This window comes from Verrucomicrobiia bacterium (assembly GCA_035577545.1).
Classification (GTDB): domain Bacteria; phylum Verrucomicrobiota; class Verrucomicrobiia; order Palsa-1439; family Palsa-1439; genus Palsa-1439.
Map to the genome: position 1 here is coordinate 90,703 of DATLVI010000031.1, position 16,503 is coordinate 107,205.

Annotated in this window: 13 protein-coding genes and 2 tRNA genes; 8 read left to right on the forward strand and 7 right to left on the reverse strand. The window is 57.2% G+C overall.

Features of this window, described 5'->3' with window-relative positions; translation table 11 throughout:
• Positions 1 to 46 precede the first annotated feature (46 nt).
• Genes VNL17_10835 through VNL17_10845 form a run of 3 tightly spaced genes read right to left on the reverse strand, consistent with a single transcriptional unit; the run spans position 47 to position 3,555 of the window.
• Positions 47 to 2,266 carry a M48 family metalloprotease gene (locus VNL17_10835; protein HXI84569.1) on the reverse strand — a complete coding sequence of 740 codons (2,220 nt, stop codon included), beginning with the start codon at positions 2,264 to 2,266 and terminating at the stop codon, positions 47 to 49.
• A gap of 27 nt (positions 2,267 to 2,293) precedes the next feature.
• Positions 2,294 to 2,791, reverse strand: a complete 498-nt coding sequence (gene ruvC / locus VNL17_10840) for a crossover junction endodeoxyribonuclease RuvC (protein ID HXI84570.1) — start codon at positions 2,789 to 2,791, stop codon at positions 2,294 to 2,296.
• A 2-nt stretch (positions 2,792 to 2,793) separates the two neighbouring features.
• Complete coding sequence (locus VNL17_10845; protein ID HXI84571.1) at positions 2,794 to 3,555, reverse strand: YebC/PmpR family DNA-binding transcriptional regulator; 762 nt, start codon at positions 3,553 to 3,555, stop codon at positions 2,794 to 2,796.
• 67 nt (positions 3,556 to 3,622) lie between these two features.
• Between VNL17_10845 and VNL17_10850 the strand changes: the two genes are divergently transcribed.
• Positions 3,623 to 3,707: transfer RNA gene (locus VNL17_10850), tRNA-Leu, on the forward strand.
• On the opposite strand, the gene VNL17_10855 is transcribed toward VNL17_10850, so the two are convergent.
• Together VNL17_10855 and VNL17_10860 are read right to left on the reverse strand one after the other, a co-directional pair.
• Complete coding sequence (locus tag VNL17_10855; protein ID HXI84572.1) at positions 3,686 to 4,876, reverse strand: glycosyltransferase family 87 protein; 1,191 nt, start codon at positions 4,874 to 4,876, stop codon at positions 3,686 to 3,688. The two genes, VNL17_10850 and VNL17_10855, sit on opposite strands and share 22 nt — an antisense overlap.
• Before the next feature lie 159 nt (positions 4,877 to 5,035).
• Complete coding sequence (locus tag VNL17_10860; protein ID HXI84573.1) at positions 5,036 to 5,839, reverse strand: glycosyltransferase family 2 protein; 804 nt, start codon at positions 5,837 to 5,839, stop codon at positions 5,036 to 5,038.
• A 181-nt stretch (positions 5,840 to 6,020) separates the two neighbouring features.
• Here VNL17_10860 and VNL17_10865 point away from each other — a divergent pair, with 181 nt between their 5' ends.
• Positions 6,021 to 6,401, forward strand: coding sequence for a BON domain-containing protein (locus VNL17_10865; GenBank protein HXI84574.1), 381 nt, complete (start codon positions 6,021 to 6,023; stop codon positions 6,399 to 6,401).
• A gap of 10 nt (positions 6,402 to 6,411) precedes the next feature.
• Here the strand turns inward: VNL17_10865 and VNL17_10870 are convergent, their stop codons facing one another.
• On the reverse strand, positions 6,412 to 7,506 hold the full coding sequence (locus VNL17_10870; protein ID HXI84575.1) for a serine/threonine-protein kinase: 1,095 nt from the start codon (positions 7,504 to 7,506) through the stop codon (positions 6,412 to 6,414).
• Between the two features lie 382 nt (positions 7,507 to 7,888).
• Here VNL17_10870 and VNL17_10875 point away from each other — a divergent pair, with 382 nt between their 5' ends.
• The 5 genes from VNL17_10875 (at position 7,889) to VNL17_10895 (ending at position 13,070) form a co-directional block, all read left to right on the forward strand.
• On the forward strand, positions 7,889 to 8,227 hold the full coding sequence (locus tag VNL17_10875; protein ID HXI84576.1) for a P-II family nitrogen regulator: 339 nt from the start codon (positions 7,889 to 7,891) through the stop codon (positions 8,225 to 8,227).
• A gap of 77 nt (positions 8,228 to 8,304) precedes the next feature.
• Complete coding sequence (glnA, locus tag VNL17_10880) at positions 8,305 to 9,714, forward strand: type I glutamate--ammonia ligase (GenBank protein HXI84577.1); 1,410 nt, start codon at positions 8,305 to 8,307, stop codon at positions 9,712 to 9,714.
• Between the two features lie 532 nt (positions 9,715 to 10,246).
• A complete protein-coding gene (gene dnaA, locus VNL17_10885; GenBank protein HXI84578.1) occupies positions 10,247 to 11,602 on the forward strand; it encodes a chromosomal replication initiator protein DnaA in 1,356 nt (451 codons plus the stop codon).
• Between the two features lie 222 nt (positions 11,603 to 11,824).
• The gene (gene dnaN, locus VNL17_10890) at positions 11,825 to 12,925 is read left to right on the forward strand and encodes a DNA polymerase III subunit beta (protein ID HXI84579.1); all 1,101 of its coding nucleotides are present in this window, start codon (positions 11,825 to 11,827) and stop codon (positions 12,923 to 12,925) included.
• Between the two features lie 71 nt (positions 12,926 to 12,996).
• Positions 12,997 to 13,070 (forward strand) — tRNA-Gln (locus VNL17_10895).
• A 39-nt stretch (positions 13,071 to 13,109) separates the two neighbouring features.
• Here the strand turns inward: VNL17_10895 and VNL17_10900 are convergent.
• On the reverse strand, positions 13,110 to 13,739 hold the full coding sequence (locus VNL17_10900) for an RNA polymerase sigma factor (GenBank protein ID HXI84580.1): 630 nt from the start codon (positions 13,737 to 13,739) through the stop codon (positions 13,110 to 13,112).
• A gap of 376 nt (positions 13,740 to 14,115) precedes the next feature.
• Between VNL17_10900 and VNL17_10905 the strand changes: the two genes are divergently transcribed.
• Positions 14,116 to 16,500 carry a PAS domain-containing sensor histidine kinase gene (locus VNL17_10905; protein ID HXI84581.1) on the forward strand — a complete coding sequence of 795 codons (2,385 nt, stop codon included), beginning with the start codon at positions 14,116 to 14,118 and terminating at the stop codon, positions 16,498 to 16,500.
• Positions 16,501 to 16,503 lie beyond the last annotated feature (3 nt).

Below are 16,503 nucleotides of genomic sequence, written 5' to 3' on the forward strand. Positions count from 1 at the left end.
CACGAATCCGACTCGAATGACACGAAGTTTTTAGAGGGACTACATCCTACGAGCCAGATTGGGGCTGTTCCGATTCCGAGAAATTAAATCGATCTTCCACTGTCACGGCGATCAAAACCAGCTGTCCAAGAATCCGGGTATACAGCTTGAACAGGCGCTCCAGGTGGCTGCTCGCCTGTTGATACGTGCGCGCCACGGAATTGTTATCGGAGCGATCGGGCATCGCATAATCGGCCAACGACAGTTCCGTCTTCGCGTGTTGGAACGGATAACGGACGTGAGCCAGTTTGGTCTGGATGGCCTGGATGTTTTGTTGCGCGTCTTGCGCCAGTTTATTGATGCGAAAATCCGCCCGTCCCGGCTCCGAACATTTCGACCGGTTCGCACTGACAACCTGCATGCCCAGAAACTGTTGGCGCAGGGCGAGCAAAAGCGAATAAACCGACACCAGCTTGGGAAGCACCCCTGTCAACTCGGTTGCTTGAATCCGTAACTGTTCGACGTCTTTGATCCCATCGGCAACCTGGGGAGAGTGAAGGAGGCGCAGGGCCGAAATCAGGCGAATCGTCGTGTCGGCCTCGAATGCCTGCAGACGCGACGCGGCATCGTTTTGACGACGTTCGTTTTCGCTGGTTGCCTGTTTTGCTGCTTCCAACGTAGCCGCGCCTAGATGGAACTCGGCTGGCTGTATCTTGCAACCAACCGTCAGCAACTGTGTCGCCAGGCAGGCCTGCATGAGCTTCGTGTCGGCGTCGAGAAACTCTTTAAGCGCTGGTTCCACATCCGCCGGCGATTGCATCATTCGCTGCCGTGCTGCCACAAGATTCCGGATTGATTCGTCCGGATCTTTCGGTGGTGTGATGTCCCGGTCGTCGATGACAATGGGTCGCAACACGGAGAATTGCCCGTCGAGAAACTGTTTTATCGCCTGCTCGCCTTCCGTTTGTCCACGGCTTTCGCGCACGGTCTCCTCGACGGGAACGAGATGCTCGGGCCTCAGCGGTAATCGCAATCCTTGCTGATAGTGCATCAGCGTGACGTTTCGGGCGAGATCGTCGAAGCGGTGGAACAAGGTCGTTGCCGGTCCGACGGCACGGAACACGCCAGCGGCGCACATGCGTTCCGCCTGTCGAATGCGGTCAGCAGCGGATGGATGTGTATGAAACAGTTTCGTCTCGGCTTTGGCGCCGGACTCCTCAATTCTCGTCCGGATCTCTTGAGGGAGAATGTCGGCCTTGTTGCCGATGAACACTGGCAGGCTATCAGGAACACGCCGCCGCTTCCATCCGTCATCCAGTTCATTATAAGCCTCTTGCGCAGCGAAGCTCAGAACCTGCAGCCGCTTGGAGGTCGAAATAAACCCGTCGGTCCCCGCCAATTGTATTCCATAGTTGTCAGCGTCGTATTCCATCTGCCGCAGCATGAAACAACTGATGCCATGGGCCAGATACATGAATCCCCACAGGACGCGGCGTGACAACCAGATGCCAAGGCGCGCCACCAGGAACACCGCCGACACACGGATGTCCCGCTGGTGCGATGCGTGGTACAACCACGCGTCCCATTGGTCGCGCTCATAAACAACCCGGCCAAACCAGCCATTGATCCGGCGAATCACATACGTCAACCGCATCGCCGTTCCCTGAGCAAAGTGGCCGAACTCGTGGGCCAGCACGCCCGCGAATTCGCGCACATCCAACCCCACAACCAACGGCAATCCGACCGTCAACACCACGTCCTGACCGAACAAGCTCAGTAATCCCCGCCGAAAGCTCGCCGAGGCGTTGACGTCGCAATTGACATCCACGCGTTTCGGAACCGGGGCCCCGATTTGCTGGCAGATCTTTTCAATCAGCGCGAAGAGCAGGGGGTGTTCGGTGGATGAAATGTCCATCGGCAAGAAGTGCTGCTGTCGTCGTGCAAAAAATGGTTTGAACATGAAGAAAATCAGGATGGCCCCGGATACCACGGGCGCAAAATAAAGCACGATGTTCGTAAGAGTGGGCCCAGAGCTATAATCTCCGCCCTGAAGCCAACTCAGGTCGTGATCCATGTGATAGTAAACGCCGTATCCCACGAGGGCGATCAGGCCCAAATATAACGCCGGCAAAAGCAGCATCATCAGGGCGACTGCGCCCAACCCGAGTTGATACAACAGCGAAACTCGCTTGTGGGCGATTTCGCCGTCGAACATCTCCGCCATGGAAGGCGAGTCCGAAGCGTCCTGTTCAACATGCGAACCGGAGTTTTGTTCCTCTGACTCCATGAGTGTCGCTCCCCGAACACTGAGTACCTAGATTTGCTTCGGCGGCTTGACCTGGATGCCGCGGCAACTGTGGGCGTGGCAGATGGCGACGGCGAGGGCATCGCCGGCGTCGGCCTGCGGCGCTTCCTTCAAGCCCAACATGACTTTCACCATGTTTCCGACCTGGTTCTTGCCGGCGCCGCCAAGGCCGGTGACGGATTGCTTCACCTTGCGCGGGGCGTATTCGTAAATCGGCAGATCGTGCTTCGCGGCGGCGGCGATGATGACGCCACGGACTTGGCCGAGGGTGAAGGCAATGCGCGTGTTCTGCACGTAGACCAGGCCCTCGATCGCGACCGCTTCGGGTTGGTGGTCGGTGATCAATTTCAACATGGCATCGGCGATGCGCACGAGACAACGAGACGGCAACAGACTCGGCGGGTTCTTGAGATGACTGTGACAGAGCGGGGTCAACTGATTGCCCTGAGCCTCGATCACACCGAAGCCGGTGGAGCGCAGACTGGGATCAATGCCGAGAATTTTCACAACTAGGCGGCTGCTTGAACTTTCTCCAGGATCTCGTCGGGGATATCGCAGTTGGAGTAGACATTCTGCACGTCGTCGCTGTCTTCCAGCGCGTCGATCAATGCGAGAACACTGCGCGCGGTCTTTTCGTCCATGACGGGCAATGGCGTTAACGGGAGAAATGCGACTTCGGCGGATTCGGGTTTGATGCCTTTCGCTTCCAGAGCTTTGTGTACGACCTCGATCTGGTGCGGGTCGGTCAGAATCGAGTAGTTGTCGGGGTGTGTAATCATGTCTTCAGCGCCCGCGTCGAGCACCACCAGCAACAGTTGGTCAAAGTCGGAAATCTGTTCCTTCGCGACAAGGATCTGGCCTTTGCGATGGAAGAGATGTTTCACGGCACCCATGACTGCCATGTTGCCACCGTGTTTCGTGAAGATCTGGCGAATTTCGGCGGCGGTGCGGTTCTTGTTGTCGGAGAGCAATTCCATCAGGAGCGCGACACCACCGGGCCCGTAGCCTTCGTAGGTGATTTCCTCGTAGGTGACACCGGGCAGTTCGCCAGTGCCTTTCTTGATGGCGCGGTCAATGTTGTCGGCGGGCATGTTCATGGCGCGCGCCTTCATTAAAATGGTGCGCAGGCGGGGATTGAACCCGGGGTCGCCGCCGCCGTGTTTGCAGGCCACGGCCATTTCCTTGCCGAGCTTGGCGAAGATTTTGCCGCGTTTGGCGTCGATGGTGCCCTTGTAGTGCTTCACCTTCGACCATCTGGAATGCCCTGACATAGCCGGGAAATCTTAGCTTGCTGGCGGTCGGCTTTCCATATAATTTATCGGCGATCCGATGACTTGGGCGCGGGTGGTGGAATTGGCAGACACGTACGCTTGAGGGGCGTATGGCGAAAGCCGTGCAGGTTCAAGTCCTGTCCCGCGCACCAATCTCCGAATTGTTTTCGCGCCGGATCACCACGAGCAGCAGGGCCATCCACACCATCAAGGTTCCCCAGCAAGGCGCGCCCACGACCTCAAGCCGGCGGATGCTGGCTGAGGCGAGAACGAGCGTACAAAACACAATCAGCGTCCAACGGATAATTCGCCGCGTTGTATCATCAGGCTCGTTCATCGCCACCGCTAGCAGCGCCATCAAGGGCAAGAGCAGCAAGATGAAATAGTGCGTCTCCGATACCGGTGGCACCAGCAGCATCCAAGTGATCACGGCGGAAGCAATGAGGAGCTCGGACCCCTCCCCCGCTTTCCGTCCCACCGTCCACATCGCCCCAATCATCCCCAATCCGAGGAACACAGTCGCCACCCGGGCAACCGAATTGTTCGTCAAGCGGCTCAGCACGGCGGGCAGTGACTGGTTGCGCGGTTTCTGAGGGTCGAGCAGTTGATCATTCAATCCGCTCTGCGTCCGCTGACTTTCATTCGCGAGCGCCGGTCGGGCAACGATCCGTTCCCAGTGCTCCCAGGACGCGAGGTTCCTCTTGAAACCGATCATGGCACCAGGGAGAATTAAACCGCCGATAATGATGGTCACCACTGCGGCCAGCAGGAGCTTCCATTTCCTCCGCCACACGAAATACCCAAGCAAGACCAGCGGAAAAGCTTTCAACAGGACTGCGCCGGCCAGGCAAGCGCCGCCCCGCAGGTCATGACCTTCCCAATGCCAACAGAACGCTGCGAGCACCAGCCACATCAACAACACCGAGGCCTGTCCGCGGGTGAGCCCGGACATGAACCACACCAACAACATCGCGATGGGTATTGTCGACAAAATCAACAGATGACAATCGACACTAAAGACCGCCCGCACTGCCCTTACGCACATTACCAGCGCCCAGACGATCAGCGCTACGGAGATCACGTACCAGACCAACGCCCCCCAAAACACCGACAACTGTGCAAATGGCGCCATCAGAATCGCAAATGGCGGCGGGTAGACATAGGCCCACCCCCGCACATTGCGCACTTGATAAATGTCGGTGCCGTCAACGACAGCTTGGCCGGCCAGTTGGTAGACGGTGAAATCGGTCCTCTGGATTGGCCAGATTGCCGCGCGATATACGGTGCTCACGCCCAGCCCGACTGTGAGAGCCAGGGCCACTACCAACAGAGCTGCAGTACGCCTATCAACTGGCAACAAAATGAACCTCGCGTTCGCAATTCATATGGCACCGTTCCGAGATCTGATCGGACCATCAGCATCCGGAAGAACATCCAAAGATAACTGGCCTGCTCGTCGCCGGGGCCGAGTCCAAAATCATCAGCACTGGCTTTTCGGGACACCCAACGGCTCCAGCCGCAACCGCGCCATGTCCCACAACGTCGTGGCGATGACGTCAAACCGTCGAATGTGGGAAGCACCCAACTGCCTCTGGGAAAATGGCACCGCAACCTCTTTCACACGGAAACCCCGGCGCTGCGCTCTTATGAAAAGCTCGGCATCGACGAAGGGGCTACAGGAGCGTAAGGCCAGTTGATCCCAAACCGATTTACGCATGGCCTTAAATCCAAAGTTAATGTCCCGTAGCGACAACCCGAACAGCCTCCTCACCAGAGAATTGTAACCCAGCGAGATGACTCGGCACCGCCAGTTTGCGTCTTTCGTCACGCCGTCAGAGTAACCGGTCAGTACATCCGCGTCAGAAAACTCACGGAGGACTTGGGGCAGGCTGTTCAAGGCCACGGGCAAATCAAAATCCGTGTACACGAGAAACTCGTTGGAAGCCGCGCATAAACCCGCACGCAAGGCGCCACCAAAGCGCTGGTTGCTCGGCAGCCGCACGAGCTTGAGACGCGCGTCCCTGGTCGCCCACTGCGCAACCTTCTGCGCGCTGTCGTCGGTGCTGCCATCGTCGGCGACAACGATCTCGAAATCCTCAAAAAGACGATCCAAGGATCCCAGCGCGTGAGTCAGTGTTGCTTCAACAACCGGACCTTCATTGAACATGGGCAAGACCAACGAAATTGCCGTGTCCACCCTTGCCCCAAACCGTTGTGCCACTTCTGCTGCAGATGCAAAGCCGACTCTCGATCCCGGAGACTCGGTTGTTAAACCGTTTGCCATGGTCGTCTACCCTCCTTGGTCAAAAAACTACCGCTCGTCGGGTTCTAACATGATGACAATCCCATTACAGTTCTGTTCGGAGTAGGTGTGCAATCCGGCAGCGCCACAGACGGCACGGAAGAAATTCTTCCATGAATTCGCTGCTTCGTGCTAGATTATCTCTGGGAAGAGCAGGTGGCTTATGCGGGTTCGGTTTTTCTTTATCTCGGGAGTCAGCGTTGCCAGCGCCGCGTTTTGTGGCGGCTGCGCAATGAATCCCGACAAGCCGAACGAACCCCGGCCTGCCATGCGGGCCATCGAGCAGCCTGTTTCATCGCCCATAGAATCCGGTGAGGCACCAACCAACGAGAGCATCGGCCTGAGGATTCGCCGTCAGCTCAACGCCACCCCCACAACAACGGCGGGCATCATCGTGGAAGTCGACGACGGCAAGGTCACGCTCCGCGGAACGGCGCCGAATCTCGCCACGTCATGGCGCGCTGAAGCCATCGCGCACGCCGTGAAGGGCGTGAAGGGCGTGATCAACCAGATTGTGGTAATTACCCCGACCGTCCCACCGTGATTCAGGTGCTTCAACGGAAGATCGTCACCCGGTTCTTCCACATGAACCAGACGACTGCCAGACAAACCACGAGTGTGGCCAGCATCCCCAGTACCGACAACATCGAAAACCGTTCACCTGTTGGAGCGACGATGGATTTTGCGGCACTGGCTGCCTTCAGTTCTTCCTGCGCCTCGGTGAGATCCTGAATCACTTCCTCATAGGATTCGTACCGTTCGGCCGGGTCCTGGGCCAACATGCAGGCAACTGCCCGCGTCGTGCGCTCATGCAGGCCGGGCGTGTGCGTTTGCAGGGATAGCGCCGGTTGCGTCGTGTGCTGGGCGACCACCGCGCCCGTCGTGGCAGCATCGGATGGTGGCTGACCCGCCAGCGCGTGGAAAAGCGTTGCCCCCAGCGAATAGATGTCACTGCGCAAGTCTTCAGGATGACCACGGAGTTTCTCGGGCGCAACGTAGTAGGGTGTTCCCCAAAGCTGTTCCGAAACCCCCTCCCCAGCGCCTCCGGCGTCCCGGTCATGACTGCGCGCCAGGCCGAAATCGATGATCTTCGGGACTCCATCTTCATTGAACAGGATGTTGCCCGGCTTCACGTCACGGTGCAACAGACCGCGTCGCCAGGCGGCACCCAGTGCGGCAGTGATCTGCTGTCCGATGGAAAGCACGTCCGCCTCGGGGAGTTTGCCGAGCTTGGTGATGCGGTCGTCCAAACTGCCGTGGTCACACAACTCCATGGACAGGTAATACTGGCCATCGATTTCGCCGAATGAATAGACTTGGGCGACGTTGGAGTGATTGACGGACGCCGCCGCGCGGGCTTCCTGGGAGAAGCTACTGATGAATAACGGGTTCGTGGAGAGCTTCTTGTGCAGGATCTTCAGCGCGAGATAGCGGTTGAGCGGGAGATCGATGGCCTTGTAAACCGTGCCCACGCCACCGATGCCAATGGGGTTGAGCAACAGGAAATCGCCGAACTGCAGCGGTACAACCGAAAGCGCGCCACAATGCTTACACTCCACGTGAGTGAAGCCAGTTTGTCCCGTCAGGTCGATGATCGCCCCACAGGAATGGCAATTGATGGAATCCGGCACTTTGCCTGGTGCGTCCATGACCCGATCACGTTAGCACGCGGTCGAAAGCAGCAGCAACAGCAAACCAAGTGCAAGACCTGCAGGACTGACCGGGCGTTTATGGGACGAACCGGTGCGGGGCGAGTTTTTATCAGCATGGGCAATTTGCCACATGGCGACGTTTTATTTCCGACCTTCAGAGGTTCGGCCTCATCATGCCCAATCTATTCTCCCACAAGCTATTGCGCATTGATCTTGGTGCTCCTAAAACCACTGTGGCATATCGACTGCTAATTCACTGCTCGTACACGGTGTACCGACTCCCGTTGCGGCGAAGGCGAGTAGTCGTCAGGGTGCTTTTTCTGTTTACAGGCCCCGGACGGTTCTCTAGTATTCGCACCCGCACTAGGGGAGGAAATCGATGAAAAAAATTGAGGCCGTTATCAAACCGTTCAAGCTCGAAGACGTCAAGGAAGCGCTCGCAGGCGTGGGCGTCGAGGGCATGACGGTCACCGAGGTCAAGGGTTTCGGGCGTCAGAAGGGCCACACCGAAATCTACCGCGGCAGCGAGTACACAGTGGATTTTTTGCCCAAGTTGAAATTGGAGATCGTCCTGCCCGACGGCGCCGTGGAGGCCGCGGTCAATGCGATCCTAAAGACGGCCAAGACGGGCAAGATCGGCGATGGCAAGATTTTTGTACTGCCCATCGACGAGGCCGTGCGCATCCGCACTGAGGAGCGCGGCGATCAGGCTGTGTAACGCCGCAAAACTGGAGCAACTACGAATCACATTCAGCCAGATGGTGACCCGTTCACCATCTGGCCCGGAGGACAAACATGACACCCAAAGAAGTTCTGGCACTCTGTAAGAGCAAGAACGTTCAACTCGTCGACGTAAAATTCTGCGATTTTCTCGGCACCTGGCAGCATTTCTGCGCGCCGATCTCAGAGCTGGAGGAAGAAGTGTTCGAGGAAGGCCTCGGGTTCGACGGTTCATCGATCCGCGGATGGAAATCCATCGAAGCCAGCGATATGCTGCTGATACTCGACCCGGCCACGGCGATCATTGACCCATTTCCGCAGGTTACAACTCTGAGCATCGTGGCGGACGCTGTGGACACGATCACGCGTGAGCCGTACAGCCGTGACCCGCGCAACGTCGCTCGCAAGGCCGAGGCCTACCTGAAGCAGACGGGTATTGCGGACACCGCGTACTTCGGCCCGGAAGCGGAGTTCTTCATCTTCGACGATATCCGCTACGGCCAGACGGCCAACAGCGCGTTTTATTACATCGATAGCAACGAGGGCATCTGGAACAGCGGTCGCGAAGAATTCCCGAACCTCGGCAACAAGATTCGCCACAAAGAGGGTTATTTCCCCGTACCCCCGCAGGACACCCAGGCGGATATCCGCAATGAGATGATCATGGTCATGAAGGAGTGCGGCCTCAAAGTGGAGCGCGAGCACCATGAAGTGGCGACCGCCGGTCAGGCGGAAATTGATTTGCGGTTCAACTCGCTGGTTTCGATGGCCGACGACATGTTGCTGTACAAGTACATCGTCAAGAATGTCGCCAAGCGTCACAGTAAAACCGTCACCTTCATGCCCAAGCCCCTTTTCGGCGACAACGGCAGTGGAATGCACACGCACCAGAGCCTGTGGAAGAAGGGCAAGCCCCTCTTCGCGGGCAAGGAATATGCAGGCTTGAGTGACATGGCGCTTTACTACATCGGCGGCGTCCTCAAACACGCGCGAGCCATCGCGGCAATCACGAACCCGACTGTCAACAGCTACAAGCGGCTCACGCCGGGCTTCGAAGCGCCCGTGAACCTTGCGTATTCTAGCCGTAATCGCTCGGCGGCAATCCGCATCCCGACGTACTCACCCAGTCCGAAGGCGAAGCGCATTGAGTATCGTCCGCCGGATCCGATGGCGAACCCGTACATAGCGTTCTCCGCGCTGCTCATGGCCGGTTTGGACGGCATTGAGAACCGCATCGACCCTGGCGAACCGCTCGACAAGAACATTTACGAGTTGTCCGCCAGCGAACTCAAGAAAGTGCCGTCAATGCCCGGCAGCCTCACGGAAGCGTGCGACGAACTCGAAGATGACCATGAGTTCCTGCTCAAGGGCGACGTCTTCACACAGGACGTGATCGATACCTGGATCGAGATGAAGCGCAAAGAACAGGATCAGATTCGCTTACGCCCGCATCCGTGGGAATTCCACATGTACTACGACGCGTAAAGGAATTGTGTCACGCGCAGGGCTCGAAGTTTTCGCGAACTTCGAGCCCTGTTTTTTTCTACCGTACACGTCGTCAGGAAAGAATTCTTGCGCGCGGACGCTTTTTTTCTTGAAGCGGGGAAACTCGCTCGCTATGCTCCTGTGCGTTAAGGTAAAGGCGAGGACGCGGAGGGGCTGTGAACAACCTGTTAGTAGCCTGGACGAATAGCCATGTATCGCTAGTTGGTCGTATCCGTTATCCAGGACATGAGGATTTTTTTGTTCGCTTCTCTCCCGAGTCTGACACGAATGTTGTGAGGGGAAAACGCAGCTGCACATCGGTATAAAAGCCGATTCCAAGTCGTAATTTTCGCAGTTGCTGGGCGTTTGGTTGGCGACGCATGGGGGGTTTTACAAGGTTTTGATTCCCTTGGTATTCGTGTGCAGGTCTCTTCTCTCCGCCTGTCCTTGGCCAGGTCAGCCTACCGGCTGCCGCACAGAAAATGTGTTAGCAAGCTGTGAATAAGTCAGGTATCGCGATGACGGAGAAAAGATGACGGCGGGGCACGAGCAACTGTGGCGAGACGCGAGCAAAATCCTGCAAGGAATGCTCAATCCAGAACTTTTTGGCAGGTGGTTCGCGCCCATTAAGGCCGTCGAAATCAATCAGGACGCCCTCGTTCTTGGAGTGGCCAACGAATTCTATCAGATCTGGCTCCAGGACAACTTTCTCCCACTGATCCGCGAGGCCGTCAATCAAGTCTCCCGGCATCCGCTGCAGGTTCGTTTTTCCATCGCACCAGGTTTGAAAGCGCCCGCCGAAGTCGTTAAGCCAACCGTCGTTGGTGCCACGGAGAAACGCGGCGCGGCAAAGGCATCTCTCGACGCGAAGTTGAACCCACGGTACACCTTCAACAGTTTCGTCATCGGTCCGAACAACAATTTTGCTCATGCTGCGGCGCTGGCGGTCGCCCAGTCGCCTGCGAAAGCCTACAACCCGCTCTTCGTCTACGGCGGCGTGGGCCTGGGCAAGACGCATCTCATGCAGGCGATCGGCCACGCGGCCTCAGGCAACAGCAAGATCAGCCGGGTCTGTTACATCACCTGCGAGCAATTCACCAACGATTTCATCCAGGCCATCCAGAACAGCACCATGACGAAGTTCCGCAAAAAGTACCGCCAGGTCGATGTGCTGCTCATCGATGACATCCAGTTCCTCGCCGGCAAAGAGCGCATGCAGGACGAGTTTTTTCACACCTTTAACACCCTTTTCGATGCGCATAAGCAAATAGTGCTCTCAAGCGACCGGCCGGCGGCGGAAATCGCAAACCTCGAGGCCCGCCTGGTTTCCCGCTTCGAGTGGGGCCTGGTGACCGAACTCCAGCCACCCGCGCTGGAAACGCGCATCGCAATTCTCAAGAAGAAAGCGGCCCTGATGGATGTGAAGCTCTCGGATCAGGTCATTGAGTTTCTCGCGGAAAGGATTCGCACCAATATCCGCCGTCTGGAAGGCGCCCTGATCCGCGTCGCCTCTTTTGCATCCCTCACCGGCAGTGAAATCAATCGTGATGCCTTGGAATCGCTGTTGCGCGACGCGCTCCATGAAGAAGCCAAGCGGACAGTCACCATCGAGTCGATCCAAAAGAAGGTCGCCGAACATTTTGACATCCGCATTGCCGATATGACCAGCCGCCGCCGCCCACAAAGCGTGGCGTTCCCGCGGCAGGTGGCAATGTACCTGAGTCGCACGCTGACCAGTCGGTCATTGGCGGACATCGGCGAGAGCTTCGGTGGCCGCGATCACGGCACGGTGATCCATGCCTGCAAACTCATCGAGAAGCGCACGGCCAAGGACCAGAGTTTGCGCCAGACCGTGTCGTTCCTGGAGCAATCACTGCAACGCCAATAACCTGTCGGCAAGTTGTCAATCAGCTGCGGAATGATGCCGATGGCTGGGGAATTTGTCCCCGTATCATATCCACTGGTTCCCAAATCGGAAGTTTCTCGGCCGGGGCCAATCGATGCAACTACCTGCTGCATCCTTGACAAGGAAAGTTGTTTGCGATATTCACAGCCCGAACGGTAACGACTGTTTCTCTTATTATAATATAGTCTTAGTATTCAGACGGCCATGCCCATCAAATTCAAAGTTACCAAGGAAGCGATTCTCGACGGCTTGCAGCGCGTGCAAAACGTTGTGAGCACCCGCACAACGCTGCCCATTTTATCGAATGTGCTTGTCCACGCGTCCACTGGCAGCCTGAGTTTAACGACCACGGATCTGGATGTTGGCGTTCGCTGTAAAGTCGAGGCGGAAGTATCAAAGGCCGGTTCGACGACGCTTCCTGCTCGTAAGCTGTTTTCCATATTGAAGGAAGTCCCTGCGGCGGAGATTGAAGTTGAGGTGGACGACCGCAATGCGGCCTCGATTCGCTGCGGGTCGTCATTCTACAAGATCATGGGATTGCCCGAGGAAGAATTTCCGCGTTTTCCCGAGTCTGGCGCAGGCAAGGCCTTGAAAATTGAGCAAGCAGTGCTCCGGGACATGTTGAAGAAAACTGCCTACGCTGTTTCCAACGATGAGACGCGCTATGTTTTGAATGGCGTTTTCATGGGGTTCAAAGGTGACAAGCTCACCGTCGTTGCTACCGATGGCCGCCGTCTGGCGCTGATCGAGCACGACATCGAGGTTCCCAAGGGAGCGGAGGCCGAGTTGATCCTGCCGACCAAGGCGGTCGCCGAGCTGGAGCGCCTTCTCGCGGACAAGGGCGACGTGAAGCTCTCGATCGGTGAAAACCAGATCATTTTCGAGTTGGATGGCACCACCTTGGTCTCCAAGCTGATTGAAGGCACGTACCCGAATTTCCGCCAGGTGATTCCGACTGAGACGAAAGAGCGCGTTCCACTGGAACGTGAGCTATTGTTGGCGGCACTCCGCCGCGCCTCGATTTTGGCCAGCGAGAAGTCGCAGTCCGTGAAGCTCAATTTCGGCAAGAACACGTTGACGATCACCGCGACCACGCCTGAAGTTGGCGAGGCCAAGGAAACACTTTCCATCAATTACAAAGGCAAGGAGATTACCATTGCCTTTAATCCACAATACATGATGGATCCGCTGCGTAACCTGGATGCCGACGAGGTTTTTGTGGAATTGACCGACGAATTGAGCCCCGGCGTCATCAAGGTCAACGCCCCGTTCCTCTACGTGCTGATGCCCATGCGGCTTAACTAGCCGATTCACAACGGCCTGGCGGGCTTGACACCTTTTTCACCCCGTTCTACTCTTCTACGGACCGTCACGACTGCCTCGTAGTGTAATGGTAGCACAACTGACTCTGGATCAGTTTGTCTAGGTTCGAGTCCTAGCGAGGCAGCCATTTCAATTTGCGTCCAGGCTGTCTGACCACACGATTTGCTCAAATGCTTCCACCGCCAGCCATCGAGCCGGACGGTGACAGATTGAGCCAGTGCGGGACGAATGTGTCCGGTTCAGGCGCTGGCCGTGGTGGCGGCGTGTCCGCGACTAGGATTGATTGTCGAAGTTGGACCACGCCGCGGAAAATGCGGGATCGAACGGTACCAAGTGGGACCTCGAGGATATCAGCAATCTCTTTGTACGAATAGTCCTCCAGATAAAAGAGGGTGAGCACCGCCCGGTACGGTTCCTGGACCTGGCCGAGAAGCTCGAACACCCGGGCTGCGTCAAGCGCGTTCACCATTTCCGGTGAGAGGGTGGGCAGATCTTCAATCCCTTCGCTCAACTCGAAATGCGGAAAGCGCACCGCCCTTCTGCGGATTTGCAGGAACTCCCGGTGCAGGATTGTAAACAGCCACGACTTGACCTTGCTACGATCCCGCAGTTGATGGCCTTTGGTCGCCCAGATATAGAAAGTTTGCTGGGTAAGATCGCACGCGTCGGCCTCTGTCCGCGTCAGGCTGAGGGCGAACCTGTAGAGCGATTCATAATGCTGGGACACTATCTGTTCAAAATCATCTGAAGGCATAAGGTGGTTCCCGTTGTGCGATTCACCTTGTCGGGAGGACATAATTCTCTGAGATGATGGCGTAAAACAATCGGATCCACCCCAGACGGATCATGAAACCGCGGCCGGGATCCAAGGCGGCACTGGTCCGTGGTGTTCGCGTGGTTCTGTCTGGCGATCTGGTATGGGATCGCGTCGGTGGCTTTCCCGTGCGGCGGATGATTGTTTGCCGTCTAAAGCCAGGGACATTCGATTTGCTCCGGACACTTGCGAGTTTGCATTGCTCATTCATGTAAGTGTGAAGTATGAGCCCTGGGCATATTCCATTCTTTCCTCAATGCACTGTGGTACTATCGTCCCATGAGGCGTGTGTTTTGTTGTAACCCCTTGTAGAATCGCTCCGGTTGGTTTATAGGGCGATTAGGAGAATCGCAGGCTTATGAAGCATCCGGTTACCGCAGGCCGGAACTGGGACGAAAGACCCAGTGCGGCGAAGTCGTCGCTCACGGATAATCCCTCCATGTTCCAGCTCCTGTTCGAGCGAAGTGCCGATGCGATGTTGCTATTCGATCCACAGATGGGTGTGTTCGTGGACTGCAATCAGGCGGCCGTCGACCTCATGCGCGCGAGCACGAAGGAACAGCTTTTGCAGGCGGGGCCGGAAGATTTCTCGCCTCCCTTGCAACCCGACGGTGTTTCGAGCCGCGAAAAAACGCTTCAGATCATTGCCTTGGTTGAAAAATACGGCAATCATCGGTTCGAATGGGTGGGCCGCCGTTTCGATGGAAACGAAGTTCCGATGGAAGTGTTGGTGACGTCGATCCAGGTGGGGGGCCGGAGCCTGAATGTGTCGGTGGTGCGCGACATTACCGAACGCAAGAAAACCGAGCGGGAATTGCTGGAGTTAAACCAGTCGCTGGAACGCCGCGTTGCGGAACGCACCGCCGCGCTGACCACGAGCGAGGCGCAGTTTCGCGCGCTTGTCGAGCACGCTCCGGAAGCGATCGTGGTCTTTGACGGGGACACCGGACGGTTTCTATTCGGGAATGAGCACGCCTGCACTCTTTACGGAGTGCCCATGGAAAAACTGGCTGAGTTGACGCCGGCGGATGTGAGTCCTGAACTTCAAGCGGATGGCCGGCGATCCGACGAACTCGCCCGCAAATTGATGGATGAAGCCCTGGCCGGTGGCACCCCGGTCTTTGAATGGATTCACCGGCAGCCGGACGGCAAACTCATCCCAACTGAAGTGCGGCTGCTGCGCCTGCCGGCGGAGGGCAAGAATCTGGTTCGGGCCAGCATCATCGATAACACCGAGCGCAAGCGCGCGCAGACAGCGCTGGCCGAAAGCGAAACCCGGTTCAGCGCCGCCTTCCAGGAGTCGCCGATACTCATCGCCATCGGGCGCATGAGCGACGGGAAGTTTGTGCTCGTAAACGATGCATTCGCGGCATGGACCGGTTACACGCGTGACGAAATCATCGGACGGAACACGACCGAGCTCGGCGTGTGGGAGCAGCCGCAAGATCGCGAAGCCTTTTGGGCAGACTTGCGCCGCACAGGCTCCATTCGTGAGCGTGAGTGCAGCTTTAGGAACCGGCATGGACAGCAGTTCACCATGTTGGTGTCCTCCAAAGTCATCCAAATCAACCATGTGCCGCACGTGCTGGCGATGGGATTGGACATTACCGGGCGGAAAAAGGCCGAAGCGGAGTTGATGGCAAGCGAGGCACGATTACGCGAGAGTGAGGCTCGCTTCAGCGTGGCGTTCCAGGCCAGCCCCGTCTTCATCAGCATGTTGCGCATGAGTGACGAAAGGTATGTTCTGGCAAATGACGCTCTCTTGAACTGGCTGGGCTATGCGCGTGAGGAAGTCCTGGGCCGAACTTCGGCGGAATTGGGCATGTGGGACTATCCTGCCGAGCGGGAGGCGGTATGGCGGGATATGCGGACCAACGGCTCGATTCGTCAAAGGGAGTGCCGATGGCGCAATCGTTGCGGCGAGTCGTCCACCGTCCTGCTCTCGGGGGAAACGATTACGATTGACCACGAACCCCATATGCTCTCGTTGGTCCTGGACATCTCCCAGCGCAAGAACGCGGAGGGGGAAATCCTCAAGGCGTTGGCCCGTGAAAAAGAACTCAGCCAACTCAAAAGCAATTTCGTTTCCATGGTCTCACACGAATTCCGCACGCCGCTCGGCATCATCCAGTCTTCGGCGGAATTGCTCCGCGATTTTTACCAGAAGATGCCGCCCGCCGAACGCGACGAACAATTGGAGTCCATCACACGGAACACGCGCCGAATGGCCGGGATGATGGAAGAAATCCTGGTTCTCAGCCGCCTGGACGCCGGCAAGTTGGACTTTCAACCAGCCACGCTTGACTTGAACGTATTTTGCCGCCGCCTGGTGGATGAGGTTCTTTCGGCGACAAACAGGCGGTGCCGTATCGAATTATCGCTGGCCTCGGTTCCGGCGGAAGCGAAGGCGGATGAAAGATTACTCGGGCACATTTTCACAAATCTCCTGAGTAACGCGGTGAAATACTCAGAGCCCGGAGCGACCGTGAGTTTCGCGGTTCAGCGGGATGGGGTGGACGCGGTCTGCATCGTTCGTGACCAGGGAATCGGTATCCCCGGTGAAGATCACCAACACTTGTTCAAGGCGTTCCATCGCGGAAGCAATGTGGAAACCCGCCCGGGCACCGGACTCGGCCTGCTCGTGGTAAAACGTTGCGTGGAACTCCACCGAGGGAGCGTGCGACTCGTGAGTAAACTTGGAGAAGGCACCACGGTCACGGTCAGGCTTCCGGTTTTGGAATAGACC